Below are 25,603 nucleotides of genomic sequence, written 5' to 3'. Positions count from 1 at the left end.
GAGCCGCGGCAGGCGCAGCATCTCGCCGCCGGTGCGGCCGGCTTCGTGCCAGACGCCCGGCCAGTTCATGCGCGAATGCGCGCCGGCGTCGCCGGCCGCATGCAGGCGGCGCGCGGCGATGGTGGGCACCGGCAGCGCGACATCGCGCGCCAGCCGCTCCACCAGCCGGTACTCGGCGGCGCCCAGCGCGTTGAAGTCGGCGTGGTGCATGCGCTGGCGGTCGCTGGCGGTCATGGCGGCATCGAAGTCCACCTCGCGCTCGGTCTGCGCGGCCTGCACTGTCCCGCGCGGCGCGGCGAGCGCCTCGCGCACCCGCGGCCGGCGCTTCGAGGGTTCGGCCTTTCCCTCCGCGCTCGGCAGCATCTGCGCGAGCAGCTTGGCGGCGAGCTCGGGGTCGCGGAACCAGGCATCGAAGAGCTCGCGGAAGACCCCGCGGTCCTGCTCGCGGCTGATCATCACGGCCTCCATCGCGGCGGCGAGGTCGAGCCGGCTATGGACGCCCACGAGCATCGCGGCCTCGGCCGCGAGCGCGATGCGGGCCGAATCGGTGCGCACGCCCGCACGCCGCAATGCACGGCCGAAACCGGCCATGTTGTCGGCCAGCTTGCCGCGGCGGGCGTCACCGAGCTGGTGCATTCATGTCCCCGCCTCCTCGGCCTTCAGCAACTCCGAGGCCAGATCCAGCGTCAACGCCGCAACGTCGTCGCGCTGCTTGAAGAGGATGCCGGCGGTGTCCACCACGACCTCGGGGTCGAGGGCCAGCGTGTCCAGCGCGACCAGGGCCCGGGCCCATTCCACGCTCTCGGCGATGCCGGGCGCGCGCTGGAACGCATTCGCGAAGGGGGCGCTGCGCAGCCCCGCGACGAAGGCCGCGACCTGCGCCGAGAGGCGCTCGCTGGCGCCCGGCACCTGGGCGCGCACGATCGACAGCTCGCGCTCGCGGTCGGGGTAGTCCAGCCAGTGGTACAGGCAGCGGCGCTTGACCGCGTCGTTCAGCTCGCGCGTGCGGTTGCTGGTGAGCAGCGTCACCGGCGGGACCAGTGCGCGCACCGTTCCCAGCTCGGGAATGCTGATCTGGTACTCGCCAAGGTATTCGAGCAGGAAGGCCTCGAAGGGCTCGTCGGCGCGGTCGACCTCGTCGATCAGCAGCACGGCGCCGGGCGCCGGCGCCTGGAGGGCCTGCAGGAGCGGCCGGCGGATCAGGTAGTGCGGCTGGTAGACCTCGGCTTCCACGTCGCGCGCCGCGCCGTGCGCCTCGGCCGCGCGCATGTGCAGCAGCTGCGCCGCGTAGTTCCATTCGTAGAGCGCCTCGCGCTGCTCGAGGCCGTCGTAGCACTGCAGGCGCAGCAGCTCGCGCTGCAGCGCGCCCGACAGCGCCTTGGCCAGTTCCGTCTTGCCCACGCCGGGCTCGCCCTCCAGCAGCAGCGGGCGCTGCAGCTTGAGCGCGAGAAACACCGCCGTCGCCAGCCGCCGGTCCGCGTAGTAGCCCGCGCCTTCCAGCGCCTGCACGACCGCGTCGATGGTCGGGAACGGGAAAGTCGTGGCAAGCGTGGCGTCGGTCATCCGGAAAGCTTAGTCGAGCGCCTTGCGCACCGCGCGCTGCGTCAGCACGCTGATCAGGTTGGCCCGGTAGGCAGCCGTCGCATGCAGGTCGCTGTTGAGCTCGCTCGCGTCGATCTTCACCCCTGCCGCGGCCTCGGGCGTGAAGCTCCTGGTCAGCGCCTCTTCGAGCCCCTTGTGCCGGAACACGCCGTTGCCCGCGCCGGTGACGGCCACGCGTACGCCGCCGTCGCCTTGCGTCACGAAGATGCCGACCAGCGGGAAGTTGGAGGCCTTCTGGCGAAGCTTCTCGTAGGCCGCGCGCTTCGGAATCGGGAAGCGGACTGCGGTGATCAGCTCGCCTTCGTCCAGCGCGGTCGCGAACAGGCCCTGGAAGAAGTCGTCGGCGGCAATCTCGCGCTTGCTGGTGATGACGGTGGCGCCCGACCCCAGCACGGCACTCGGGTAGCAGGCAGAGGGATCGTTGTTGGCCAGCGAGCCGCCGATGGTGCCCATGGCGCGGACCTGGCGGTCGCCGATGTGGTCGGCCAGCCAGGCCAGGGCCGGGAAGGCGGCCTTGATCTCCGCGTTGGCGCCCACATCGAGATGGCGCGTCATGGCACCGATCACGAAGGCATTGCCCTCCTTCTTGATGCCGGCCAGCTCCTTGATGCCGCCGAGGTCGACCAGTTGCTCGGGCGCCGCAAGGCGCAGCTTCATCGAGGCCAGCAGGGTCTGGCCGCCGGCCAGCAGCTTGCCGCCGGCCGCGGCCAGCCTGGCCGCATCCGCCACGTTGGCGGGACGTTCGAGTGTGAAGGCGTACATGTTCGGTTTCCTCCTGGTCAGGGCGCGGGGCGGCCCTGGGTGCTGGCGGTCAAGGGCACTTGCTGCGGTTCCTGCGTCGGGCTTACGCTGCCCTTCTGGATGGCTTCCCACACCCGATGGGGCGATGCAGGCATGTCGAAGTCCTTCACGCCCAGCGGCGACAGCGCGTCGAGCACCGCGTTGATCAACGCCGGCGGCGAGCCGATGGCACCGGCCTCGCCGCAGCCCTTGGTGCCCAGCGGGTTGTGGGTGCAGGGCGTGCAGGTGGTGTCGAGCTTGAACATCGGGAAATCGTCGGCGCGCGGCATGGCGTAGTCCATGAAGCTGCCGGTCAGCAGCTGGCCGCTTTCCCTGTCGTAGACGCAGTTCTCCATCAGCGCCTGGCCCAGGCCCTGCACGATGCCGCCGTGCACCTGGCCCTCCACGATCATCGGGTTGATGATGGTGCCGAAGTCGTCCACCGCGGTGAAGCGGTCGACCTTCACCTCGCCCGTCTCCTTGTCCACCTCCACCTCGCAGATGTAGGTGCCACCGGGGAAGGTGAAGTTGGTCGGGTCGTAGAAGGCGGTCTCGTCGAGCCCCGGCTCCAGCTTGTCGAGCGGGTAGTTGTGCGGCACGTAGGCCGTCAGCGCCACCTGGCCGAAGGGGATCTTCTTGTCGGTGCCCTTGATGGTGAACTCGCCGTTGGCGAACTCGACGTCGGCATCGCTGGCCTCCATCAGGTGGGCGGCGATCTTCTTTGCCTTGGTCTCGATCTTGTCGAGCGCCTTCATGATCGCCGCGCCGCCGACCGAGATCGAGCGCGAGCCGTAGGTGCCCATCCCGAAGGGCACGCGGCCGGTGTCGCCGTGCACCACGTCCACGTTCTCCACCGGGATGCCCAGCCGCGCGGCGACCACCTGCGCGAAGGTGGTTTCGTGGCCCTGGCCATGGCTGTGCGAGCCGGTGAAGACGGTGACGCTGCCGGTCGGGTGCACGCGGATCTCGCCGCATTCGAACAGGCCGGCACGGGCGCCCAGCGCACCCGCGATGTTCGAAGGCGCGATGCCGCAGGCCTCGATATAGCTGGAGTAGCCCATGCCGCGCAGCTTGCCCCTGGCCTCGCTCTCCTTCTTGCGCTCCGCGAAGCCAGCCACCTCGGCCAGCTCCTTTGCCTTGTCCATCGAAGCGTGGAAGTCGCCGGTGTCGTACTGCAGCGCAACGGGCGTCTGGTAGGGGAACTCGGTGATGAAGTTGCGCTTGCGGATCTCGTCCTGGCCCAGGTTCATTTCCCAGGCGCAGCGCGAGACCAGGCGCTCCAGCAGGTAGGTGGCTTCCGGCCGCCCCGCGCCGCGGTAGGCGTCGACCGGCGCGGTATTGGTGAACCAGGCGTCGACCTCGACGTAGATCTGCGGCGTGGTGTACTGGCCCGCCAGCAGCGTGGCGTAAAGGATGGTCGGCACCGCGGTCGAGAAGGTCGACAGGTAGGCGCCCAGGTTGGCATCGGTGTGCACGCGCAGGGCGAGGAACTTGCCGTCCTTGTCCATCGCCATCTCGGCATGGCTCACATGGTCGCGGCCATGCGCGTCGGACAGGAAGGCCTCGGAGCGCTCGCCGGTCCACTTGATGCTGCGGTTGAGCTGCTTCGCGGCCCAGGTCAGCGCCACGTCCTCGGCGTAGAGGAAGATCTTGGAGCCGAAGCCGCCGCCCACGTCGGGCGCGATCACCCGCACCTTGTGCTCGGGCAGGCCGAGCACGAAGGCCGTCATCAGCAGGCGCTCCACATGCGGGTTCTGGTTGGCGACGTAGAGCGTGTACTCGTCGTTGGCGCGGCTGTAGCTGCCGATGGCGACGCGCGGCTCCATCGCGTTGGGCACCAGCCGGTTGTTGACGAGGTCCAGCTTCGTCACGTGCGCCGCCTTGGCGAAGGCCGCATCGACCTGCGCCTTGTCGCCCAGCGCCCACTTGTAGCACTGGCTGTCGGGCGCGGCATCGTGGAGCGTGACGCCGCCGGCCTTCTTCGCGGCATCCGCCACGCTCACCAGTGCAGGCAGCACCTCGTAGTCGACCTCGATCGCCTCGGCGGCGTTCTTGGCCTGCTCCACCGTATCGGCCACCACCATGGCCACGTGGTCGCCCACGTAGCGCACCTTGCCAATGGCGAGGATGGGGTGCGGCGGCTCCTTCATCGGCGTGCCGTCGGGGTTGTTGATGAGCCAGCCGCAGGGCAGCCCGCCCATCTTGCCGTCGATGTCCTTGCCGCTGAAGATGCCCACGACGCCGGGCATCTTCGAGGCCGCTGCGGTGTCGATGGACTTGATCACCGCATGTGCATGCGGCGAGCGCACGAACACGGCGTGGGACTGGTTGGCCAGGTTCACGTCGTCGGTGTACTGCCCGGCGCCGGTGAGGAAGCGGTAGTCTTCCTTGCGGCTGAGTGCCTCGCCGATGTGCGGCAGCTTCGCGAAGTCGGGTGCGCCCATGGTGGTGCTCCTTATGCCGTGGCCGAGGCCTGGGCCGGCGCGGCCGCCATGGCCTCTCCGCCCATCTGCACGGCCTTGACGATGTTCTGGTAGCCGGTGCAGCGGCACAGGTTGCCGTCCAGCAGCTCGCGGATCTCGGTCTCGCTGGCCTTGGGGTGGTGGGTGCACAGGTCGATGGCGCTCATCACCATGCCCGGGGTGCAGAAGCCGCACTGCAGGCCGTGGCACTCCTTGAAGGCGGCCTGCATCGGGTGCAGCGTGCCGTCGGGCTGCGCGACACCCTCGATGGTGGTGATCTGGGCGTCGGCCACCTGCGCCACCAGCACGTTGCATGACTTGACCGCGCGGCCATCGACCAGGATCGTGCAGGCGCCGCACTGCGCGGTGTCGCAGCCCACGTGGGTGCCCGTCAGGTGGAGGTGTTCCCGGATTGCTTGCACCAGGAAGGTGTTGGGGGGTGCATCGACCGTGACCGCGCGGCCGTTGACCGTGAAAGAAACCTGCATGTGGCTGTCTCCGTGTTGGTGATGGCTTGAGAGGCAACTGGAATGTTGGCCGCGGGCCGGGGCCACCACCCTAGGCAAAACCCTAGGCGCTTGCGGCTTGCACTTGAAATTCTCAAAATGAAACATCCTGCCGCGCGGCGGGGCCTCCAGCATGCGTCGATGACGGCGCCTTCCATCACGATGAGCATCTCTTCCACGCCCTTGCCCGAACGCTCGCTCGCCATTGCCCAGGCGCGGCGTGAATGGATCGAGGGCGAACCGCCCGGCGCACGCGGCACCCGCATCGAGCCCTGGCTGCTGCGCTCCTGGCAGCGCTGTCTCGCGGCGGGCCACCGGCCGCAGCAGCGCCTGAGCTTCGATCCGGTCACGCGGCAGGCGATCCATCGCGTGGCCGAGCGCAACCGGGCCCTGCTCGCGGCCGCGCGGCCGGTGCTGGCGCGGCTGTCGCGCGCCATCGCCGACACGCGCTACTTCGCGATCCTGACCGACGCCGAGGGCATCGTGATCGAGGTCGGTCCGTTGCCCGGCGGCAGCGACCCGGCCGACCGCCATGCGCGCGACATCGCGCGCGTGGGCGTCGACCTGTCGGAGCGCGCAGTCGGCACCACCGCCATCGGCGCCGCGCTGGCCGAGCACGAATCCGTATGGCTGCACCGCGGCGAGCACTTCTTCGACGACACCGGCATCTACAGCTGCGCAGGCGCCCCGCTGTTCGGCCCCCAGGGGGAATGCATCGGCATGCTGGACCTGACCGGCGTGCAGGTGGCAGAGCGCCCCGAGCTGCGGCACCTGGCGGCGCAGTCGGCCCACAGCATCGAGAACGCGATGGTGCACAACCATCCGTGCGCACTGCGGCTGCGCCTGGACTGGCCGGGCTACGGCGCGGGGCCCGGCAGCGAAGGCCTTCTCTGCATCGATGCCGACGGCCGCGTCACGGCCAGCAACACGGCGGCGCGCCAGATGCTGCACCGGCTGCCGGGCGCGCAGGCCGCGCCGCACTGCAGCGACCTGTTCGCGCTGCCGCCGCAGATGCTGTTCGACGCTGCGCGCCGCGGCGACGCGGTGCTGGAGGTGCCGCTCTGGTCCGGCCTGCGTGTGCAGGCGAGGCCGCAGCTCGCCGATCGCGCACCGCCGCCGCACGCGGCCGCCCCCGAACGACCGCGCCTGCGGGATGTCGAGACAGCGCTGATCCGCCGTGCCGTGGACGACGCACGCGGCAACGTGGCCGAGGCGGCACGCGCGCTGGGCATCAGCCGCGCGACCGTCTACCGCAAACTGGGTCGGGGGCGGCGCTCCAACGCTGCATGAGCTGCCTCGTCAGCCAAGACCGACGCGCTCCCCCGAAATCCCCGCGCAAGCGCGGCCGCGCCCACCCTTACAGAATCACGGCATGAACACAAGCTATGCAAGCGTCGAGCCCTCCCGCGAGGAGGTCGACGGTCTCTCCGGTTCCACGCTCGTCGAGTTCGGCGCCCCGTGGTGCGGCATCTGCAAGGCGGCGCAGCCGCTGATTTCCGAGGCGCTGGCCGGCGCACAGCCGCTGCGCCACCTGAAGATCGAGGACGGCAGCGGCCGGCCGCTGGGCCGCTCGTTCGGCATCAAGCTCTGGCCGACGCTGGTCTTCCTGCGAGACGGCCGGGAAGTTGGGCGGCTGGTGCGGCCCACCAGCGCGGATGCGATCTCGGACGAACTCCAGCGCCTCGCCCAGCCTGCGTAGGGTATTGCTCCCTCTCCGGGAGAGGTTGGGGTCAGGGCATGGGGCCTCCGAACGCGCGCCCGGATCACCGCCCTTCCCACTGCGGCTTCAGCCGCCCTTGCGCGCCTTCTCATAGACCCGCGGCTGCGTCAGCACCTCATGGCGCAGCGCATCCTCCAGCTCCGCCTCGGTCATGAGCTTGCGCCTGAGCACCACCTCGCGCACGTTGGTCCCGTTGGCATAGGCTTCGGCCGCGACCTCGGTCGCCTCCTTGTAGCCGATGATCGGGTTGAGCGCGGTCACCAGCGCGATCGAGCGCTCGATGCTCTCGCGCAGCCGGTCCGGGTTGGCAGTGATGCCCTTCACGCAAAGGTCGGCCAGCGTCGTGCAGCCGTTCGTCAAGTGCTTGAAACTGCGGAACAGCGCGCTGGCAATGATCGGCTCGAAGGCATTGAGCTGCAGTTGCCCGCCCTCGGCGGCAAAGGTCACGGTCAGGTCGTTGCCGAACACCTCGAAGCAGATCTGGTTCACCACTTCCGGGATCACCGGGTTGACCTTCCCCGGCATGATCGATGAGCCGGCCTGCATCGGCGGCAGGTTGATCTCGCCCAGGCCCGAGCGCGGCCCGCTGGAGAGCAGCCGCAGGTCGTTGCAGGTCTTCGACAGCTTGACCGCGATGCGCTTGAGCACGCCCGACAGCTGCACGAAGGCGCCGCAGTCCTGCGTCGCCTCGATCAGGTTGGGCGCGGTGCAAAGATCGAGCCCTGTCATCTTGCGCAACGCCGCCAGCGCCTTGCCCGCGTACTCGGGATGGGCAGTGATGCCGGTGCCGATGGCGGTGGCGCCGAGGTTGATTTCGCGGATCAGCGCCGAGGCCTCGGTCAGGCGCGCGATGTCTTCCTCCAGCATGACCGCGTAGGTCGAGAACTCCTGGCCCAGGGTCATCGGCACCGCGTCCTGCAACTGGGTGCGGCCGATCTTGAGCAGGTGCGCGAACTCCGTGGCCTTGGCGGCGAAGGCGCCGCGCAGATGCTCCATGGCGGCCAGCAGGCGCTCGATCGCGAAGCAGGTGGCAACGCGGATCGCCGTCGGATACACGTCGTTGGTGCTCTGCGCCATGTTGACGTGCTCGTTCGGGTGCAGGTACTGGTACTCGCCGCGCTGGTGGCCGAGGATTTCCAGCGCGCGGTTGCACACCACTTCGTTGGCGTTCATGTTGGTGGAGGTGCCCGCGCCTCCCTGGATCACGTCGACCACGAACTGGTCGTGCAGCGCGCCGTGGCGGATCTCCTCGCAGGCCGCCACGATGGCGTCGCGCAGCCCCGGGGGCAGCAGCCCCAGTTCGGCATTGGCCTGCGCCGCCGCCTCCTTGACGGAGGCCAGCGCAATCACCAGCTCCGGGAAGGCCGAGATGGTGGTGCCCGAAATCTGGAAGTTCTCCTTGGCACGCAGCGTATGGACGCCGTAGTAGGCCTCGGCGGGCACCTCGCGGTCACCCAGCAGGTCGTGTTCGATGCGGAACTTGCTCATGCTTGCTTCCTTGTGCGGCGTGTTGCTTCGGGACTGGGCCGGAGTGTGCGCCCAAGGCGCTTCGCCGCAAAGCCGGGGCGCGCGCTCGGCGCACCCCGCGCGCCGCAAGGCACCGCAGCCATGGGCCCTACGATCCGTCCATGGCCCCCATTTCCACCGATGCGTCCCAGCCGGCGCGGCTGCAACAGCTGGACGCGCTGCGCGGCTTCGCGCTGGCAGGCATCCTGATCGTCAACATCGCCTCCTTCGCCTCCGCCTACTACGTCGCGGCAGTTCCCGATCCGCTGTTCGCCCGGCCCATCGACCGCGCCGTCCGCTGGGGGGTAGCCTGCCTGTTCGAGACCAAGTTCTACCTGCTCTTTTCCTTCCTCTTCGGCTACAGCTTCACCTTGCAGATGAGCGCGGCCGGGGACAGCCGCGCGGCCTTCGTGCCGCGCATGCTGCGCCGGCTGTCCGGGCTCGCGGTCATCGGCGTGGCGCACGCGGTCTGGCTCTACCACGGAGACATCCTGTGCGCCTATGCCGTGCTCGGGCTCGTGCTGGTGGCCGCTCGCCGCCAGACCGAGGCCCAGGCGCTGCGGCGCGCCTGCGTCCTCACGGTGCTGCCGGCGATGACACTGATCGTGCTGGGCGGACTGCAGCTGCGCACCGGCGAGTTCACCGATCTCGCCGGCGCCCTCGCGCGTGCGGAGCTTGCGCAACAGGCCTGGGTGGGCCCATCCGCCGGCGTGGTCGCGCAGCGCCTGCGCGAGTGGAGCAACAGCTGGTGGATTCTGGTGCTGGTCCAGGGACCGTGCGCGCTGGCCATGTTCATGGCCGGCTTCGCGGCAGGGCAGCGCCGCGTCTTCGCGCACCTCGACGCCTGGCGTGGCCTCTGGCGCCGCATGGCGGCCTGGGGCCTGGCCGTGGGCGTGCCGGGCGCCGTGTTCTATGCAAACGCCACGGTGTGGGGCGTCGGTTCGGGCCGGGACATCATGGGCCTGGGCGTGAGCCTCCTGACCGCCCCGTTTCTCAGTGCCGCCTACGTGGCCCTCGCGCTGATGCTGTTCCAGCGCGATGCCGGCATGCGCGCCGTTCGCGCGCTGGCGCCCGCGGGGCGCATGGCGCTGTCCAACTACCTGCTGCAGTCGCTGGCGTGCTCGCTGATCTTCACCGGCTACGGGCTCGGCCTCATGGGCCGGGTCTCGCCGGGGATGAGCGTGCTGATCGCGCTGGGCCTCTTCGCCGGCCAGATGGCGGCGAGCGCCTGGTGGCTGCGCCGCTTCGCCTATGGCCCGGTCGAATGGGTCCTGCGCGCGCTGACCGTCGGCGGCTGGCCCGCGATGCGCAGGACGGCGCAGCGGTCGGTGCGCTGAGTCTCAGGCGCCGCCATGCACCAGGTTCACCAGCCTCTCCAGGGTCTTGAGCGCCGCTTCCGGCGTCGGGTCGAACTGCGCGTGCGCGATGGCGCCGTCGAGGGCGAGCGCGATCAACTGGGCGTCTCTTGCGCGCTTGCGCGAGGGCGGCAGCAGCTTCTCGATCTCGGTAGTCATCGCCAGCTTGTGGTCGCGCGCGATCTCCAGCACCTCAGGCAGCGCACCGCCGAGCTCGCCCACGCTGTTGAGAAACGCGCAGCCGCGAAAGCCCGGGTCCGAGAACCATTCGCGCAGGGCCGGCACGAGCGCATCGACTCCCTTGCCGCGGCCGGCGCCATGGCGCTGGAGCGCATCGACGAACCAGGCCATCCAGCGCTCATGGCGATAGGCCAGGAAGGCGCGAACCAGCTCGTTCTTGCTCGGAAAGTGCCGGTAGAAGGTGAGCTTCGCGACGCCCGACTCGGCAATCACGCGGTCGATGCCCGTGGCACGGATGCCCTCGCTGTAGAACAGGTCGTGCGCGGTCAGCAGGATGCGGTCGCGGGCCGGGAGCTCCTGGCGCTGAGGAAGTTGTGCGGTTGGCATGCGAGCCATTGTAGACAGCTCTGTCTACCTCGGCTAGACTGGCGGAGTAGACAGCTCTGTCTACTCCGTACACCCCGACCTCATCCAACCAGGAATTCGCCATGGAAACCCGCCCGCCCCTTCCGCCATTTACCCCCGAAACCGCCACCCAAAAGGTTCGCCTGGCCGAGGACGGCTGGAACTCACGAGATCCTGCCCGCGTGGCGCTGGCCTACAGCGAGGACACGCGCTGGCGCAACCGCGCCGAGTTCCCGGTCGGACGCGCTGCCGCGCAGGCCCTGCTCGAACGCAAGTGGGCGCGCGAGCTGGACTACCGCCTGATCAAGGAGCTGTGGGCCTTCGGCGGCCCGCGCATCGCGGTGCGCTTCGCCTACGAATGGCACGACGACGCCGGCAACTGGTTCCGCAGCTACGGCAACGAAAACTGGGAGTTCAACGACGCCGGCCTGATGACGCACCGCCACGCGAGCATCAACGACCTGCCGATCCAGGAGAGCCAGCGCAAGTTCTTCTGGCCGCTGGGGCGGCGGCCGGACGAGCACCCTGGGCTGAGTGACCTGGGGCTCTGATCTGACACCTCCGGGTGAGCGCCGCCGCCGTCCGATCAAGGCGGCTGTGCGATGCCCCTACCCCGGCAACGCCACCACCACAGCCGCCTCGTCGACCGTGGCCAGCACGCGCTGCCGCGCACGCAGCCCCGAACCGCCGGGTGCGAAGCCGACGAGTTGCAGGCCGCCTTCGAGCGCCATCGCGATCTCGTCTCCGCTCTCCCCACGCGCCACGCCCTGCACGACGCCGGCGAGCTGGTTGCCGCGGGCCCGGCGCGGCGCGGCGGCGCGGTCGATGCGCACCGCCGTCGCCTTGCACAGTGCGATCGCCTCCATGCCTTCGGCCAAGCCCAGGAGCTCGGCACTCTCCTGCGTGATCCGCGCGGCCATGGGCTGCACGCCGCCCAGCAAGAGCGCCACGCGGACGATGCGGCCGGCGGATTCGATCGACTGCACGGTCGCCGGCAACTGGTTGCGCATGCTGGTGCGAATGGCCAGCCGGGCGACCGTCGAGCCTGCGCCCGCCGCCCCGCCACGCGATTGCACCTGGCGGCGCGCCCGCGCCAGCGCGTCGGCCAGCTCGAGCAGATGCGTGCCATGCGCAGTGAGCGAGGCTCCCCCGCCGCCCGCGCCGCCCACCGCCCGCTCCACCAGCGGCACGCCAGCCAGGTTGGTGAGCGTCGCGACCGCTTGCCACGCGGCCTTGTAGCTCACCGCCGCCTCGCGCGCGGCCTGCGAAATGCTGCCCGTGCGGCCGATGCCGCGCAGGATGTCGATGCGCTTGTCGCTCATGCCGTGGCCGAGCGCGTCGCCGAAGCGGGGAGATGCCATGCGCGGCATTGTGCCGTCGGGGCTTACACTTTCGCTATTCCATTGATGAATAGCGAAAGATGAACCCCGCCTTGCCGCTCTCGCGTGCTTTCGCCGCCCTGCTCGCGCTGGCCGCATCGCTGGCCGTCGACGCGGCCGAGGTCCGGGTCGCCGTCGCGGCCAACTTCGCAGGCCCGATGAAGGTGCTGGCCGCAGGCTTCGAGAAGGAGACCGGCCACAAGGCGGTGGTCTCCTCGGGCTCGACGGGCAAGTTCTACGCGCAGATCCGCAGCGGCGCACCTTTCGATGTCTTCCTGGCAGCCGACGACGTGACGCCGGCCAGGCTCGACACCGCAGGCGCGACGGTGCCGGCCAGCCGCTTCACCTACGCAACCGGCAAGCTGGCGCTGTGGTCGGCCCGGCCCGATCTTGTGGACACCAGGGGCGAGGTGCTCAGGAGCGGGCAGTTCGCGCACATCGCGCTCGCCGCACCCAGGCTCGCGCCCTACGGCGCGGCAGCCGTCCAGACGATGACACGGCTGGGCGTGCTCGCCCGGCTGGAGCCGAAGTTCGTGCAGGGCGAGAGCATCGGACAGGCCTTCGGCTTCGTTTCCAGCGGCAATGCGGAGCTCGGCTTCGTCGCGCTGTCGCAGGTGTGGGAGAACGGCAAGCTCAAGAGCGGCTCGGCCTGGATCGTGCCGGCCGAACTGCACAGCCCGATCCGCCAGGACGCCGTGCTGCTGTCCCGCGGCAAGGACAATGCAGCCGCCGTGGCGCTCGTGGCCTTCCTCAAGTCCGACGCCGCCAAGGCAGTGATCCGGTCCTTCGGCTACGACGTCTAGCCGTTCACACATGCCCACCGCCGCCGACCTGGCCGCCATCATCCTCACGCTCAAGCTGGCGGCGCTCACCACGCTGATCCTGCTGCTGCTGGGCACGCCCCTGGCCTGGTGGCTGGCGCGCACGCGCTCGGCGTGGAAGGGCCCTGTCGGCGCGCTGGTGGCCCTGCCGCTGGTGCTGCCGCCCACCGTCCTGGGCTTCTACTTCCTGGTGACGATGGGGCCGAACGGGCCGATCGGCGCCTTCACCCAATGGCTGGGTGTGGGCCTGCTGCCCTTCAGCTTCGCGGGGCTGGTGATCGGCTCGGTGCTGTATTCGATGCCCTTCGTGGTGCAGCCGATCCAGAACGCGTTCGAGGCCATGGGCAACGAGCCGCTGGAGGCCGCGGCGACGCTGCGGGCCTCGCCGCTGGACCGCTTCTTCAGCGTGGCCCTGCCACTGGCGCGGCCCGGCTACCTCACGGCCGTGGTGATGGGCTTCGCCCACACGGTGGGCGAGTTCGGCGTGGTGCTGATGATCGGCGGCAACATCCCCGAGGAGACGCGCGTGGTCTCGGTGCAGATCTACGACCACGTGGAGGCGCTGGAGTACGCGCAGGCGCACTGGCTGGCCGGCGGCATGGTGCTGTTCTCCTTTCTCGTGCTGCTGGCGCTCTATGCGCTCAATCCCACCGGGCGGCGGCGATGAGCGATGCCGAGGCGGGCATGGGCGTGCAGGCGCGCCTGAAGGTCGAACACCCCGGCTTCTCGCTCGAGGTCGCGCTGGCGCTGCCGGGCCGCGGCGTGAGCGCCCTCTACGGGCCCTCGGGCTGCGGCAAGACCACCTGCCTGCGCGCCATCGCGGGCCTGCAGCCGACCGCCGGCGGCTCGGTGGTGGAGGTCAACGGCGAACGATGGCAGGACGATGCGGTCTACGTGCCGACGCATCGGCGCGCGCTGGGCTACGTGTTCCAGGAGACGCGCCTCTTCGCGCACCTCGACGTGCGGCGCAATCTCGAGTACGGCATGAAGCGGGTCGCCGCGGCGCAGCGCCGGGTTCCGCTCATGCAGGCGGTCGAGTTGCTGGGCATCGGCCATCTGCTGGCCCGCCGGCCCGACACGCTCTCGGGCGGCGAGCGCCAGCGCGTGGGCATCGCGCGTGCCCTGGCCACCAGCCCGCGCCTGCTGCTCATGGACGAGCCCCTGGCCTCGCTCGACCTGCAGCGCAGGCGCGAGATCCTGCCCTACCTCGAGCAGTTGCATGCCGAGCTCGACATTCCCGTCATCTACGTGAGCCACGCGCCGGACGAGGTTGCGCGCCTGGCCGACCACCTGGTGCTGATGGAGTCCGGGCGCGTGGTCGCCAGCGGCCCGGCCCTTGCGCTGCTGACGCGGCTCGATCTGCCGCTGGCCCACGGCGACGCGGCCGGCGCGCTCGTAGAGGCCCGTGTCACCGGCTTCGATGCGGCCTTCGGCCTGACGCGGCTCGCGTTCGCCGGCGGCACGCTCTGGCTGCCGCACGGCGGCGCGCGCCTCGGCCAGGCCGTGCGGGTGCGCATCCAGGCCCGCGACGTGAGTCTCACGCTCACGCCCCAGGCCGACACCAGCGTGCTCAACATCGTTCCCGCGACGGTGACCGATCTCGCGGAGGACGGCCCCGCGCAGGTCATGGTGGGACTGGATGCCGGCGGCGCACGCCTGCTGGCGCGCATCACGCGCAAGTCGGCCGCGCTGCTGCGCCTTCGCGCGGGCACGGCCGTGCATGCGCAGGTCAAGGGCGTGGCGATCGTCGAGTGACGATCACGCGCCGACCGGCACCTTGTCGAGGAAGCCGGTCACCGCACGGAGCTTGCCGGACTCGAGCTGCACGAAGTCCGTGCCCTCGACCAGGTCCTCGGCACCGCTCGGGCCCAGGGTCCACGAGAAGCGCAGATGGTCGCCGTGCGCGTCGGCTTGGCCCTTGAGCTTGAAGCGGAAGCCCGGATAGCGCTGGTGCACGCCGCCGACCAGCGCGCTGATCTGCGCGTGGCCGCTGCCTTGCATCAGCGGGTCGACATAGTGCGCGTCGGCGCTCCAGTGGGCCTCGAGCAGCTTCAGGCGGCGCTCGGCATCGGTCTCGTTCCAGACGGCGATGTACTGTTCGGCGATGCGCGCGGCATCGGGTGCGGCGGTGTTCATGGTGCGATCCTTTCGTCTTCAGGGCCCGCAACGGCGCGGGGTGAACGAATGGTCGCGCGGGGCGCGCCGCGGGTCGATGACGTGGGAGGTCATGGGCGGTTGGCGCCGCCCTCGCTGCGTCTTACAAAGGCAGCGGCGCTTTCGATCGCGGCAGCGACCAGCCGAGGTTCATCCCCGCCGCGGCGATCAGGATGGCGGCCGCACCGACGAATTGCATCGGATGAAGCCTGTGCCCGAAGACCAGGAAATCGATGCCGATCGCCACGACGGGAAAGATGAAGGAAAGCGCCGCCGTCAGGTGCGTCGGCAGCTTCTGTATCGCGCCGTAGAGCAGCACGTACACCAGGCCCGTGTACACCACGCCCATCGCCACCAGGGCAGTCCAGGTCCCCGGGTCGGAGGGCAGGTGCGAGAGCCTGGCGAAGGGCGCGAACACCAGGATGCCGACGCACAGCTGGATCAGCGCGATCAGGTGCGGGGGCGCCGCGCTGAGCTTCTTGGTGATGATCGCGGCCAGCGCGTAGAAGAAGGCGGCGCCGAGCGCCATCAGCACGCCGGCCGCATAGCCGGCGCCGCTGTAGCGCGCATCGGGCTGGGCCTGCGCGATCAGCAGCACGCCGCCGAAGGCGACGGCCAGCCACATGAACTTGGTCGCGGTCAGCCGCTCGGAACAGAAGAGCGCGCCCAGCGCCACGAGCATGAAGGGCTGGGTGTTGTAGACAGCGGTGGCGATGGAGATCGACGCACGGGAGAAGGAGGCGAAGATCAGCACCCAGTTGAGGACGAGGGCAGCCCCCCCTAGCGCGGCGATGCCGATCAGGCGCAGGCTGAGCGTGCCGCGCAGCATGCCCAGCGCCGCGCAGACGACCAGCAGCGTGGCCGCGCCGAAGATGCAGCGCCAGAAGAGGAGATCGACGATAGGCTGTGCCGACTGCACGACGGCCCAGCCGATCGTGCCCGAGATCACCATCGCCGCGCTCATCTCGAGCGTGCCGCGCGTATTGCTGTTCATGAGACGCCGAGCGTGCCACGAGATGGCGGCTCTGACCATGTGCCACGAAAGTTCCCATTCAGAAGGGGGATGCGATCCGCCCCTGCCCGGCCAGGCTGCGGACGGCGCACTACCATGCAGGGCAGTTCTTGAACGGAGCAGGATCATGAGGATCGCGGTGATGGGTGCGGGCGCGGTGGGTTGCTACTACGGCGGGATGCTGGCGCGCGCCGGACATTCGGTGGTGCTGGTCGGTCGGGAGCAGCATGTGGAGGCGATCCGCCGCGATGGCCTGCTGCTGGACACGCAGTCCTTCCAGGCCCGCGTGCCGCTGGAGGCCAGCACCGACGTCGACGCGGTACGCGATGCCGGGCTCGTCCTCTTCTGCGTGAAGTCCACCGACACCGAGAGCGCCGCCGAGGCGATGCGGCCCCACCTGGCGCCCGATGCCCTGGTGCTCACGCTGCAGAACGGCGTCGACAACGCGACCCGCCTGCAGGCCGCGCTGGCGCAGGAGGTCGCGGCAACGGTGGTCTACGTTGCCAGCGAGATGGCCGGGCCGGGCCACGTCAAGCACCATGGGCGCGGCGAGCTGGTCATCGCCCCATCAGCCAGGAGCGCGGAAATCGCCGGGCTGCTGATCGCCGCCGGCGTGCCCACGCAGGTCTCCGACAACGTGACTGGCGCCCTCTGGGCCAAGCTCATCCTCAATTGCGCCTACAACGCCGTCTCGGCGATCACGCAGTTGCCCTATGGCCGGCTGTCTCAGGGGGAAGGCGTGCAGGCCGTGATGGCCGACGTGGTGCGCGAATGCCTGGCCGTGGCCGAGGCCGGCGGCGTGGCCGTGCCGGGCGACACCTGGGCGGCGGTGCAGCGCATTGCCGAGAGCATGCCCTCGCAGTTCTCCTCCACCGCACAGGACCTGGCGCGCGGCAAGCGCAGCGAGATCGACCACCTCAACGGCTACGTGCTGCGCCAGGGCGAGGCACTGGGTGTTGCCACGCCGGTGAATCGAGTGCTGCACACGCTGGTCAAGCTGCTCGAGGCACGCGCCGCACTGCCGGTCTGATCAGGCCGAGGCAGCGCCCGGCGCGGTTGCGACGAGGCGCCCCCGCTCCGGCGCGGCATAGCGGTCCATCGCCAGCCCGTCGGTGCGGATGTCGGGCCGCCGCCCCATCACCTGGTCGGCCACCAGCTTGCCGGATCCGCAGGCCATGGTCCAGCCCAGCGTCCCGTGGCCGGTATTGAGATACAGGTTGGCGAACGGCGTGGGCCCCACGATCGGGGTGCTGTCGGGCGTCATCGGCCGCAGCCCGGTCCAGAAGCTGGCGCGCGGCAGGTCGCCGCCGGGGAACAGCTCGCCAACCACCCGCTCCAGCGTCGCACGCCGCTGGGGATTCAGGCGCAGGTCGAACCCGGCCAGCTCGGCCATGCCACCCACGCGAATGCGGTCGTCGAAGCGCGTGATGGCGATCTTGTAGGTCTCGTCGAGCACGGTGGACTGCGGCGCCAGCGTGGGGTCGACCAAGGGCACGGTCAGCGAGTAGCCCTTGACCGGATAGACCGGGATGTCCAGCCCGAGCGGCGCAATCAGCGCCCGCGAATAGCTGCCGAAGGCGAGCACATAGCGATCGGCCTTGAGCACCTCGGCCTTCGGCCCGGCCAGCCGCACGCCGGCAATGCGCCCGCCCTCGGTGAGCAGGCCCTCGACGGTCTCGTCGAAGCGGAAGGCGACGCCCAACCCGCGCGCCACCTCGGCCAAGCCGCGGGTGAACAGGTGGCAGTCGCCCGTCTCGTCGTTGGGCAGGCGCAGGCCGCCGGCCAGTTGCTGCGCGCAGCGCGCCAGCGCGGGCTCGACCGTGGCGAGCTGGTGGCGGTCGAGCAGCTCGAAGGGCACGCCGCACGCCTGCAGCACCGCGACGTCGCGCTGCACCGCGTCGAGCTGCGCCTGCGTGCGAAAGAGCTGCAGCGTGCCCTGCGTGCGGTGCTCGTAGCGCACGCCGGTCTGCGAGCGGAGCTCGCGAAGGCAGTCGCGGCTGTACTCCGCCACGCGCATCATGCGTTCCTTGTTGGTCGCATAGCGCTCGGGCGAACAGTTCTTCAGCATCGCGGCCATCCAGCGCAGTTGGAACAGGCTGCCGTCCGGCCGGATGGAAAGCGGCGCGTGCTTCTGGAACATCCACTTGAGCGCCTTCAGCGGAATGCCGGGCGCGGCCCAGGGCGTGGAGTAGCCGGGCGAGACCTGGCCGGCATTGGCGAAGCTGGTTTCCTCCGCGGGGCTGCGTTGCCGATCGACCAGCGTCACCTCGGCACCGGCGCGCGCCAGGTAATAGGCCGTCGTCACGCCGATGACCCCACCGCCCAGAACAATCACTTTCATGGCAAACCCGCAGATCTGAAGAGAGAAGCAGAGGTTATTCATCCTCCTGCCATAAACTTCACTGAAATTCGCCTGAATGCCAGTGCTTCTTGCTGCATGGATTGGCCCCCAGTGACTTCCAGGAGTGAAATGACCGAGCTCGACCGTATCGACCTCAAGATCCTCGAGATCCTGCAGCTGCAGGGCCGCATACCGATGACGGAGCTGGCGCAGCAGATCGGCCTGTCGACCTCGCCCTGCACCGAGCGCGTGCGGCGCATGGAGCGCGAAGGCGTGATCACCGGCTATCACGCGCGCATCGACCCGCAGGCCATCGGCAAGACGCTGCTGGTGTTCGTCGAGATCACGCTCTCCTCCAAATCGGCCGACGTCTTCGACAAGGTGCGCACCGAGCTGCTGCACGTGCCCGAGGTGATGGAATGCCACCTCGTCTCGGGCGGCTTCGATTACCTGGTCAAGGCGCGGCTGCGCGCGATGAAGGACTACAGGCGCCTGCTGGGCGACCTGCTGAAGAAGCTGCCGGTCACTGCAGAATCGAACAGCTATGTCGTGATGGAGGAGGTCAAGGAAAGCCTCTACCTGCCGCTCGACCGGTGAGCTGTGCCGCTGCGGCAGCCCAGCCGCGTGCGTCCTGCGTCCACGCGAGCACCGGCGGCCTGAATCGCTACTGGCTGCCCGCGTTGGGAAAGAACAGCTGCTCGCCGCCGATCTTGTAGCTCGCGATGGTGGATTGCCCCGCCGGCGAGATCACCCAGTCGACGAACTTCTGTGCGCCGGCACTGTTGAGCTGCGGAAACTTCGAGGGGCTGACCACCATCACGCCGTACTGGTTGAAGAGCCGCTTGTCGCCCTCCACCAGGATCGCCAGGCCGGCCCGGTTCCTGAAGCTGAGCCAGGTGCCACGGTCGGCCAGCACATAGGCGGCGCTGGAGGCCGCCATGTTGAGCGCCGGCCCCATGCCGCAACCGCATTCCTTGTAGCCCGTGCCCTTGCGGTCATTGGGCAAGGGCTGGCCCGCCTCGCCCACGCCGGCCTGCGCCCACAGGCGGCGCTCGGCGGCATCGGTGCCGCTCTTGTCGCCGCGCGAGACAAAGGGCGCATTGATTGCGGCCACCTTCTTCAGCGCCGCGGCGATGTCCTTGCCCTTCGCCGCCGCCGGGTCGCTCCTGGGCCCGACCAGCACGAAGTCGTTGTACATGACTGCGTAGCGCTTCTCGGCAAAGCCTTCGGCAACGAACTTCTCCTCGGCCGCGGCGTCGTGCACGAAGAGCACGTCGGCATCGCCGCGCCGGGCCATGTCGATGGCCTGGCCGGTACCCACCGCCACCACCTTCACGTCGATGCCGCTGGCCTGCCTGAAGGCCGGCAGCAGGTGCGCGAACAGGCCCGACTGCTCGGTCGAGGTGGTGGACGCCATGGTGATCGTCTCGGCCTGCGCCACCAGGCTGCCCGCCGCAAGGGAAAGGGCCGCCACCAGGAACTTGAATGCCTTCATACCAGCTCTCCTTTGACGAACAAGCGGGCCGCTTCCGGCAGCGGACCGTGGAAAAAGTCTTCGACCGGCAGGTCAGCGATCACCCGTCCCTGCTCCAGGTAGACCACCCGGCTCGCGAGCCGCTTGACCTGGCCCAGGTTGTGGCTTGCGAAGACCAGGGTGCGGCCTTGTGCCGCATCGGCGATCAGGGTCTCGACCTCGCGCTTGGCCGTCGGGTCGAGGCTCGCGGTAGGCTCGTCGAGCAGCAGCACCGCCGGCTTCAACGCCCACGCGCGCGCGAGCGCCATGCGCTGCTGCTGCCCGCCCGACAGCGTGCGCGCGTTGCGCCCGGCAACATCGGCCAGCCCGACCCGTCCCAGCGCCACCATCGCCTCGCCCTGCGCGCTGCGCCACGGCACGCCGCGAAGCCAGAGCGCCAGCGCAACGTTGTTGTGAACACTCATGCGCAGCATGTGCGGGCGCTGGAACAGCATGGCCTGCGCGCGCAGCGGCACCTGGCTGCCGAAGGCGCCGGCCGCGTGCGGCACCAGGCCGTGCAGCACCCGCAGCAGCGTGCTCTTGCCGCTGCCGTTGGCGCCGATCAGGGCGACGCGCTCGCCGGCATGGATGGACAGCGTGACGTCGGCGAGGGCCGGCACGCGGCCGTAGCGCACATCGATGGCGTGCAAGGCGAAGAGCGCGGGCCCTGCCAGCGCGGGGACATGCGGGTCGCTGTCGCTGCGCGCGGCCACGACGCGCAGGCTGGGACGAACGCTCATAAGGCAACCTCCACCCCGCGCGGGCCCGCCGCAACGGCTGCGCCGCCATCGACACGCTCGCGCCAGCCGCGCAGCGCGCTGATCGCGAGGTTGAGCAGCAGCACCACGCCCAGCAGCACGAGGCCCAGGGCCAGGGCCAGCGGCAGGTCGCCCTTGCTGGTCTCGAGCGCGATGGCCGTGGTCATGACGCGCGTGAAGCCGTCGATGTTGCCGCCTACGATCATCACCGCGCCGACTTCCGACACCGCGCGGCCGAAGGCGGCGATCAGCACGGTGACCAGCGCGTATCGCTCGTCCCACACCAGGAGCAGCGCCCGCACCAGCCCGCGCGCACCGAGCGAGCGCAGCTGCTCGCCGTGGGCGCGGTCGGCATCCTCGATGGCCTGGCGCGTGAGCGCCGTGACCACCGGCAGCACCAGCAGCGCCTGCGCCAGCACCATGGCCTTGAAGGAGAACAGCCAGCCCAGGAAACCCAGCGGCCCCGAGCGCGAGAGCAGCAGGTAGATGACCAGCCCCACCACCACCGAGGGCAGCGCCAGCAGCGTGTTGAGCAACGTGAGCAGCAGCCCGCGCCCCGTGAAGCGCGCGACCGCGAGCCAGGCGCCCAGCAGCAGCCCGAATCCGCAGGCCAGCGCGCAAGCCATCGCGCTGACTGCCAGTGAGCGCCCGACGATGGAGAGCAGCACCGGGTCGCCGGAGACCAGGAGGTGCCAGGCGGCGATGGCGCTGTCGGTGAAGGTGTTCATCGGTGCGGTGGCGTAATGCGCGCAGTATCGGAAAGGCCGGCGCAACACCTATGCAAACGGGTGCATAGGTGCAAGGTGCACTCTGCATAATCCCGTCGCCGTCCCCCGGCCTTCTCTTCCACCGCCGTGCAACAGATCGAACTCTCCTACGCCATTGCCCCGCGCCGCAGCGGACGCACGCTGATCCGCAACCCGCTGATGGAGCTGCTGCACGCGGTGCGCGAGCACGGCTCCATCTCGGCCGCGGCGCGGGCGCTGGGCCTGTCGTACCGCCACGTCTGGGGCGAACTCAAGCGCTGGGAGCAGGCCCTGGGCCATCCGCTGGTCAGCGGCGAGCAGGGCCGCTCGGCGCAACTCTCCGAGTTCGGCGACAAGCTGCTGTGGGCCGAGCGCCAGGCGCAGGCCCGGCTGGCGCCGCAGATCGAGGCCCTGCACGCCGACCTGGAGCGCGCCTTCGCCATGGCCTTCGACGACGGCCTGCACGTGCTGAGCCTGCATGCCAGCCACGACGATGCGCTGGTGCTGCTGCGCGCCCATGCGGCCGAGCGCGCGCGGCTGCAGCTGGACATCCGGTTCACCGGCAGCCTGGACGCGATCAGCGCGCTCAACCAGGGGCGCTGCGTGATGGCGGGCTTCCACACGCTCGAGCGGCCGCCGGCCGGCTCGCTTGCACAGCGCACCTACAAGCCGCTGCTCAAGCCCGGACTGCACAAGCTGATCGGCTTCGCGCGCCGCACCCAGGGACTGATCGTCGCGCCCGGCAATCCGCTGGGCCTGCGCAGCCTCGGCGATGTCGCGCGGCGGCGCGCCCGCTATGTGAACCGCGCGCTCGGCACCGGCACGCGGGTGCTGCTGGACGAATTGCTGGGGCAGGAAGGGCTGGGCCCGGACGCGCTGGAGGGCCATGCGCGCGACGAACCCTCGCATACGGCCGTGGCCCATGCGGTGGCATCCGGGCAGGCCGATGCAGGCCTGGGCATCGAATCGGCCGCACGCGCAGCGCGCCTTGACTTCGTGCCGCTGGTGGACGAGCGTTACCACCTGGCCTGCCTCAAGTCGGCGCTGGACCAGCCGGCCGTCGAGGCCCTGCTCGCCCTGCTGCGCAGCGCCGCCTGGCAGCACCAGCTCGGCACGCTGGCAGGCTACGAGAGCGCCGGCAGCGGCGAGGTGCAGTCGCTGAGCGCGCTGCTGCCGTGGTGGCGCTTCAAGGGGCCGAAGCAGTAGTCAGCTCAGCTTGCGGTCCTCGCGCTTGGCATCGGCCATCGCCTCGGGCTCCAGCTCCTCGGCCGAGCGGTTGAGGTGGACGAACAGGCCCCACCCGGCCAGCAGCAGCGCCACGGAGCACACCATGCCGGCCGCATAGAGCAGCTGCCCGGGGTCATCATGCGCCCTGAAGGTCGCCACCAGCCCTTCCACCGCCAGCGCGACCACGATGACCACCATGAAGCGCGACAGGAAGCGCCGCACGCGGGTCGGCGCGCTGATGTGCGCATCGCGGACCACCTCCTCCTCCATGATGGTCTGCGCCACCTGCAGCGCGACGACTGCCGCAGCCAGCAGTCCCACCGCCTCGATGATCGATTCCGCGGCCGCGCGGTCGAGCCCCTCCGCGACGGCCGACCAGCAGATGCTCGCCGACACTGCAATCAGCATCAGCGACGCGCAGGCGAAGAGCAGGGCCATGAAGGCATGAATGCCGGAGAACATGCGCAGCAGCCATTTCATGCTCAGGCTCCGTTCGTTGTTGGTTGCGGCAGTGTCGCGTTCTTTGTACCGCGCGAATGTCAGCGGGGGCCCCTCGTTTGCGCTCGAGGCTAAGGCCGAAGACGTGCCGCCAACTGCTGCACGCTTGCCGTCCACCGGTTCGGCTTCTCTTCTGCCCACTGGCGGGCGAGCTCGGAAGATGCGGGGTCTGTCACGCGGGTCATGGCCTGCTGCGCGCGTGGCGCGAGCGCGCGAAGCTGATCTTGCGGCGCCGCAGCCAGGCAGGGCACCACCCGGCTCCTCGGCGCCGCGCCATTCCTGCCCAGCGCACTGGCAAGCACTTCGGCGGCTGCCACGGCGGCGGCGCCGTCGTCGGCATCGACGAAGCTGGCGACCAGCGCCATGTCGATGGCCTCGGTCACCACGGCGGCGTCGGTGGAGCGCGCGCATTCCGCGAGGAAGTCCTGGGCGGCATCGTTGTCGAAGGCGCCTTCGCCCCAGGCACCTGCGTGGGCCGGCAAGGTCAGCATCCATGCGAGGGCGGCGACACAGGCGCGATTCGACAATTTCATGCGGCGAATTCTCCATCAGCCCCCAGGCCGGTCGCCACTCCCAGCCGCCGGGCGAGGTTCGCGGCGTCGTAGGGCGCGTGCACCTTGATGTCGTTGTCGAAGTAGCAGTACACATCGCGCCGTGCCCGGCGCGGCGCGGCCCGGGCTGAGGCCCTGCGTGCATCCTCGACCTGTCGGCCGTGGCGCCAGGCATCGATGCGCGCGGCCCACTGGTCCAGTGCGGCATCGTCGTAGCCGCTCGCATAGAGCTCCTTGTCGCCATGCAGCCGCAGGTACACGAAATCGGCGGTCAGGTCCTCGAGCAGCGGCCAGCGTCCTGCGGTGTCGGCGACCACCAGCGCGATGCCGCGCCGGCGCAGCTGGGCGACGAAGGCGGGGTCCACGAAGCTCGGATGGCGCACTTCCACGGCATGGCGCAGCGGCCGCTTCGCGGAACGCTCGAGCCAGCTTCGGCCCTCCAGCCGCTCGTCGTGCTGGCGTGCGAGGGCCAGGGCCGCACTCGTGTCGCGCGGCAGCAGCGAGAAGAAGCCTTCGAGCCGCTCCGGGTCGTAGGCCATCGAAGGCGGCAGTTGCCACAGAAACGGCCCCAGCTTCGCGCGCAAGGCCAGCACCCCCGACGCCAGGAAGTTCGCAAGGGCGATGTGCACGTCCTTGAGCCGCCGCATGTGCGTGATGTAGCGCGAGCCCTTGACCGCGAACACGAAGCCGTCCGGCGTCTCGTCGTGCCAGGCGAGGTACGACTCGGGCCGCTGCAGCGAGTAGAAGGAGCCGTTGAGCTCGATGGTGGGCAGCATGCGCGAAGCGAAGGCCAGCTCCTGGCGCTGCCGCAAGCCCTTGGGATAGAACTTGCCGCGCCAGGGCGCATAGCGCCAGCCTGAGATGCCTATGCGGGTCTCGCCCGGTCTTCCAGCCATGGGTTCCTGGCCCTGGAAAGAGGCCTTCGGGTACGGGCCCGCGCAGGATGCCGGGCCTCGGCGTGCGATTCTGTGCCGCCGGATGGCCCCGCCGTGAAGGACAAGGCCGCGCCTGCCGCGCTTGCTATGCCACCTTGTCCGCGCGCCCTCCCAGCCCCAGGTAGGTGTCGATGATGCGGCGGTCGTGCAAGAGCTCCGAGGCCGCGCCCTGCAGCGCGACCGCGCCCATCTCCAGCACGTAGGCCCGATCGGCCACCTGCAGCGCCGCGCGTGCGTTCTGCTCCACCAGCAGCACCGACACCCCGTGCTTGCGCAGCGAGGACACGACCTGCAGCACCTCGCGCACGATGAGCGGCGCCAGGCCCAGCGAGGGCTCGTCCAGCATCAGCAGGCGCGGGCGCGCCATCAGCGCGCGGCCGATCGCCAGCATCTGCCGCTCGCCGCCCGACAGCGTGGAAGCCAACTGCACGCGGCGCTCGGCCAGGCGCGGAAAGATGGCGAAGACCTCGTCCATCCGCTGGCGCTGGTCGCGCTCGCCGCGCCACCAGCGCGAGAAGCCGCCCAACAGCAGGTTGTCCTCCACCGGCATCTCGCCGAACAGCTCGCGCTTCTCGGGCACGAGGCCCACCCCTCGCGCCACCATCGCCTCGACGCTGACGCGCGTCATCCGCTCGCCGCCGAGCAGCACCCGGCCGCGTGAAGGCAGCAGGCCCATGGCGGCGCAGAGCAGCGTGGTCTTGCCGGCACCGTTGGGGCCGATCACGGTGACGATCTCGCCGGCGTCAACGCGCAGATCGATGTGGTGGACTGCTTCGACGGGGCCGTAGGAGACGCAGAAGTCCTCCAGTTGGAGAAGGGGGGAGGAGCTCATAAAGGGTGGCGCACCCGCGCTGATCTGTGCGTTGCTGTTGTGTTGAGGCAGGAGCCGGGGCGTCGTCCCGGCAGCCGAGTCACTTTCTTTTGTCTCGCCAAAAGCAAGTAACCAAGGTAAAGGCGACCCCACTGGCCGCGTCCTTGTGTGGCGTGCAGGCTGGCGTAAGTGCTTGGTCCTCGCTCACGCTGACACTCACGCACATGCACATGCACATGCCCATGCCCATGCTCATCCTCACGTGGGCACGCGTCCGCACGGCCCTGTTCCAGGCCTCGCACAGCGAGGCCGTTGGTGGCCGAGCGAAGCAAAGGCCCGTT

27 protein-coding genes and 1 pseudogene are annotated in these 25,603 nt (G+C 69.9%); 10 read left to right on the top strand and 18 right to left on the bottom strand.

All coding sequences use genetic code 11. From position 1 onward, the window contains the following. From APY03_RS44415 to APY03_RS25030, 5 genes and pseudogenes are all read right to left on the bottom strand, one after another. Nucleotides 1–636: pseudogene (locus APY03_RS44415) on the bottom strand (vWA domain-containing protein); the annotation flags it as partial. After that, a complete protein-coding gene (locus APY03_RS25045) occupies nt 637–1,563 on the bottom strand; it encodes an AAA family ATPase (protein WP_068681176.1) in 927 nt (308 codons plus the stop codon). It abuts the pseudogene before it with no gap. A gap of 9 nt (nt 1,564–1,572) precedes the next feature. Then, the gene (locus tag APY03_RS25040; protein WP_068681174.1) at nt 1,573–2,364 is read right to left on the bottom strand and encodes an FAD binding domain-containing protein; all 792 of its coding nucleotides are present in this window, start codon (nt 2,362–2,364) and stop codon (nt 1,573–1,575) included. 17 nt (nt 2,365–2,381) lie between these two features. After that, a complete protein-coding gene (locus tag APY03_RS25035; RefSeq protein ID WP_068681172.1) occupies nt 2,382–4,826 on the bottom strand; it encodes a xanthine dehydrogenase family protein molybdopterin-binding subunit in 2,445 nt (814 codons plus the stop codon). 11 nt (nt 4,827–4,837) lie between these two features. Beyond that, nucleotides 4,838–5,332: a (2Fe-2S)-binding protein gene (locus APY03_RS25030; protein WP_068681170.1), complete on the bottom strand. Its 495-nt coding sequence runs from the start codon at nt 5,330–5,332 to the stop codon at nt 4,838–4,840. 180 nt (nt 5,333–5,512) lie between these two features. Here APY03_RS25030 and APY03_RS25025 point away from each other — a divergent pair, with 180 nt between their 5' ends. Both APY03_RS25025 and APY03_RS25020 read left to right on the top strand, forming a co-directional pair. Next, the gene (locus APY03_RS25025) at nt 5,513–6,640 is read left to right on the top strand and encodes a helix-turn-helix domain-containing protein (protein ID WP_232081330.1); all 1,128 of its coding nucleotides are present in this window, start codon (nt 5,513–5,515) and stop codon (nt 6,638–6,640) included. Nucleotides 6,641–6,722: 82 nt separating this feature from the next. Further along, entirely contained in the window at nt 6,723–7,049 is a 327-nt protein-coding gene (locus APY03_RS25020) for a thioredoxin family protein (protein ID WP_068681167.1), read from the top strand. Between the two features lie 87 nt (nt 7,050–7,136). Here the strand turns inward: APY03_RS25020 and aspA are convergent, their stop codons facing one another. Further along, nucleotides 7,137–8,558, bottom strand: a complete 1,422-nt coding sequence (gene aspA / locus APY03_RS25015; protein WP_068681165.1) for an aspartate ammonia-lyase — start codon at nt 8,556–8,558, stop codon at nt 7,137–7,139. Between the two features lie 140 nt (nt 8,559–8,698). Between aspA and APY03_RS25010 the strand changes: the two genes are divergently transcribed. After that, on the top strand, nt 8,699–9,913 hold the full coding sequence (locus APY03_RS25010) for a DUF418 domain-containing protein (RefSeq protein ID WP_068681163.1): 1,215 nt from the start codon (nt 8,699–8,701) through the stop codon (nt 9,911–9,913). Between the two features lie 3 nt (nt 9,914–9,916). On the opposite strand, the gene APY03_RS25005 is transcribed toward APY03_RS25010, so the two are convergent. Beyond that, nucleotides 9,917–10,498 (bottom strand): TetR/AcrR family transcriptional regulator, encoded by a 582-nt coding sequence (locus APY03_RS25005; RefSeq protein ID WP_068681215.1) that lies wholly within the window; start codon nt 10,496–10,498, stop codon nt 9,917–9,919. Nucleotides 10,499–10,599: 101 nt separating this feature from the next. Between APY03_RS25005 and APY03_RS25000 the strand changes: the two genes are divergently transcribed. Beyond that, entirely contained in the window at nt 10,600–11,067 is a 468-nt protein-coding gene (locus tag APY03_RS25000) for a nuclear transport factor 2 family protein (RefSeq protein WP_068681161.1), read from the top strand. A 57-nt stretch (nt 11,068–11,124) separates the two neighbouring features. Here APY03_RS25000 and APY03_RS24995 read toward each other — a convergent pair whose 3' ends face one another. Next, nucleotides 11,125–11,877, bottom strand: a complete 753-nt coding sequence (locus APY03_RS24995; RefSeq protein ID WP_102905458.1) for a TOBE domain-containing protein — start codon at nt 11,875–11,877, stop codon at nt 11,125–11,127. A gap of 59 nt (nt 11,878–11,936) precedes the next feature. On the opposite strand from APY03_RS24995, the gene modA reads away from it, so the two are divergent. The 3 genes from modA to modC are packed head-to-tail and all read left to right on the top strand — an operon-like array spanning nt 11,937 to nt 14,471. Next, entirely contained in the window at nt 11,937–12,698 is a 762-nt protein-coding gene (gene modA / locus APY03_RS24990; protein WP_068681157.1) for a molybdate ABC transporter substrate-binding protein, read from the top strand. Between the two features lie 10 nt (nt 12,699–12,708). Further along, complete coding sequence (modB, locus tag APY03_RS24985) at nt 12,709–13,383, top strand: molybdate ABC transporter permease subunit (protein ID WP_068681155.1); 675 nt, start codon at nt 12,709–12,711, stop codon at nt 13,381–13,383. Continuing rightward, nucleotides 13,380–14,471: a molybdenum ABC transporter ATP-binding protein gene (gene modC / locus APY03_RS24980; protein WP_068681153.1), complete on the top strand. Its 1,092-nt coding sequence runs from the start codon at nt 13,380–13,382 to the stop codon at nt 14,469–14,471. Before modB ends, modC begins: the two co-directional genes overlap by 4 nt. Nucleotides 14,472–14,474: 3 nt before the next feature. Here modC and APY03_RS24975 read toward each other — a convergent pair whose 3' ends face one another. Further along, entirely contained in the window at nt 14,475–14,852 is a 378-nt protein-coding gene (locus APY03_RS24975) for a nuclear transport factor 2 family protein (RefSeq protein WP_068681151.1), read from the bottom strand. A 121-nt stretch (nt 14,853–14,973) separates the two neighbouring features. Beyond that, the gene (locus APY03_RS24970; protein WP_068681149.1) at nt 14,974–15,864 is read right to left on the bottom strand and encodes a DMT family transporter; all 891 of its coding nucleotides are present in this window, start codon (nt 15,862–15,864) and stop codon (nt 14,974–14,976) included. Nucleotides 15,865–16,009: 145 nt separating this feature from the next. Here APY03_RS24970 and APY03_RS24965 point away from each other — a divergent pair, with 145 nt between their 5' ends. Next, nucleotides 16,010–16,912 (top strand): ketopantoate reductase family protein, encoded by a 903-nt coding sequence (locus tag APY03_RS24965; RefSeq protein ID WP_068681147.1) that lies wholly within the window; start codon nt 16,010–16,012, stop codon nt 16,910–16,912. Here the strand turns inward: APY03_RS24965 and APY03_RS24960 are convergent, their stop codons facing one another. Further along, nucleotides 16,913–18,223 carry a D-amino acid dehydrogenase gene (locus tag APY03_RS24960; RefSeq protein WP_068681145.1) on the bottom strand — a complete coding sequence of 437 codons (1,311 nt, stop codon included), beginning with the start codon at nt 18,221–18,223 and terminating at the stop codon, nt 16,913–16,915. A gap of 129 nt (nt 18,224–18,352) precedes the next feature. Here APY03_RS24960 and APY03_RS24955 point away from each other — a divergent pair, with 129 nt between their 5' ends. Then, complete coding sequence (locus APY03_RS24955; RefSeq protein ID WP_068681144.1) at nt 18,353–18,820, top strand: winged helix-turn-helix transcriptional regulator; 468 nt, start codon at nt 18,353–18,355, stop codon at nt 18,818–18,820. 67 nt (nt 18,821–18,887) lie between these two features. Here APY03_RS24955 and APY03_RS24950 read toward each other — a convergent pair whose 3' ends face one another. From APY03_RS24950 to APY03_RS24940, 3 genes are read right to left on the bottom strand one after another with little or no spacing between them, the layout of a single operon-like run. Next, nucleotides 18,888–19,718: a substrate-binding domain-containing protein gene (locus tag APY03_RS24950; RefSeq protein WP_068681142.1), complete on the bottom strand. Its 831-nt coding sequence runs from the start codon at nt 19,716–19,718 to the stop codon at nt 18,888–18,890. Next, the gene (locus APY03_RS24945) at nt 19,715–20,476 is read right to left on the bottom strand and encodes an ABC transporter ATP-binding protein (protein ID WP_068681140.1); all 762 of its coding nucleotides are present in this window, start codon (nt 20,474–20,476) and stop codon (nt 19,715–19,717) included. The genes APY03_RS24950 and APY03_RS24945 overlap by 4 nt, the downstream gene beginning before the upstream one ends. Next, the gene (locus tag APY03_RS24940) at nt 20,473–21,222 is read right to left on the bottom strand and encodes an ABC transporter permease (RefSeq protein ID WP_068681138.1); all 750 of its coding nucleotides are present in this window, start codon (nt 21,220–21,222) and stop codon (nt 20,473–20,475) included. Before APY03_RS24940 ends, APY03_RS24945 begins: the two co-directional genes overlap by 4 nt. 126 nt (nt 21,223–21,348) lie before the next feature. On the opposite strand from APY03_RS24940, the gene APY03_RS24935 reads away from it, so the two are divergent. Next, nucleotides 21,349–22,446 (top strand): substrate-binding domain-containing protein, encoded by a 1,098-nt coding sequence (locus APY03_RS24935; protein ID WP_068681136.1) that lies wholly within the window; start codon nt 21,349–21,351, stop codon nt 22,444–22,446. On the opposite strand, the gene APY03_RS24930 is transcribed toward APY03_RS24935, so the two are convergent. From APY03_RS24930 to APY03_RS24915, 4 genes are all read right to left on the bottom strand, one after another. Then, nucleotides 22,447–22,947, bottom strand: a complete 501-nt coding sequence (locus APY03_RS24930; protein WP_068681134.1) for a hypothetical protein — start codon at nt 22,945–22,947, stop codon at nt 22,447–22,449. 89 nt (nt 22,948–23,036) lie between these two features. Beyond that, nucleotides 23,037–23,498 carry a DUF4259 domain-containing protein gene (locus APY03_RS24925; RefSeq protein WP_068681132.1) on the bottom strand — a complete coding sequence of 154 codons (462 nt, stop codon included), beginning with the start codon at nt 23,496–23,498 and terminating at the stop codon, nt 23,037–23,039. Continuing rightward, nucleotides 23,495–24,412: a DUF72 domain-containing protein gene (locus APY03_RS24920; RefSeq protein WP_068681130.1), complete on the bottom strand. Its 918-nt coding sequence runs from the start codon at nt 24,410–24,412 to the stop codon at nt 23,495–23,497. Before APY03_RS24920 ends, APY03_RS24925 begins: the two co-directional genes overlap by 4 nt. A gap of 124 nt (nt 24,413–24,536) precedes the next feature. Further along, entirely contained in the window at nt 24,537–25,283 is a 747-nt protein-coding gene (locus APY03_RS24915) for an ABC transporter ATP-binding protein (RefSeq protein ID WP_068681128.1), read from the bottom strand. Between the last annotated feature and the right edge of the window lie 320 nt (nt 25,284–25,603).

The sequence above is a fragment of the Variovorax sp. WDL1 genome (assembly GCF_001541225.1).
Taxonomy (GTDB): Bacteria; Pseudomonadota; Gammaproteobacteria; order Burkholderiales; family Burkholderiaceae_C; genus Variovorax.
Note: the sequence above shows the minus strand (reverse complement) of the source record. Positions and strands in the feature narration are given on the sequence as shown.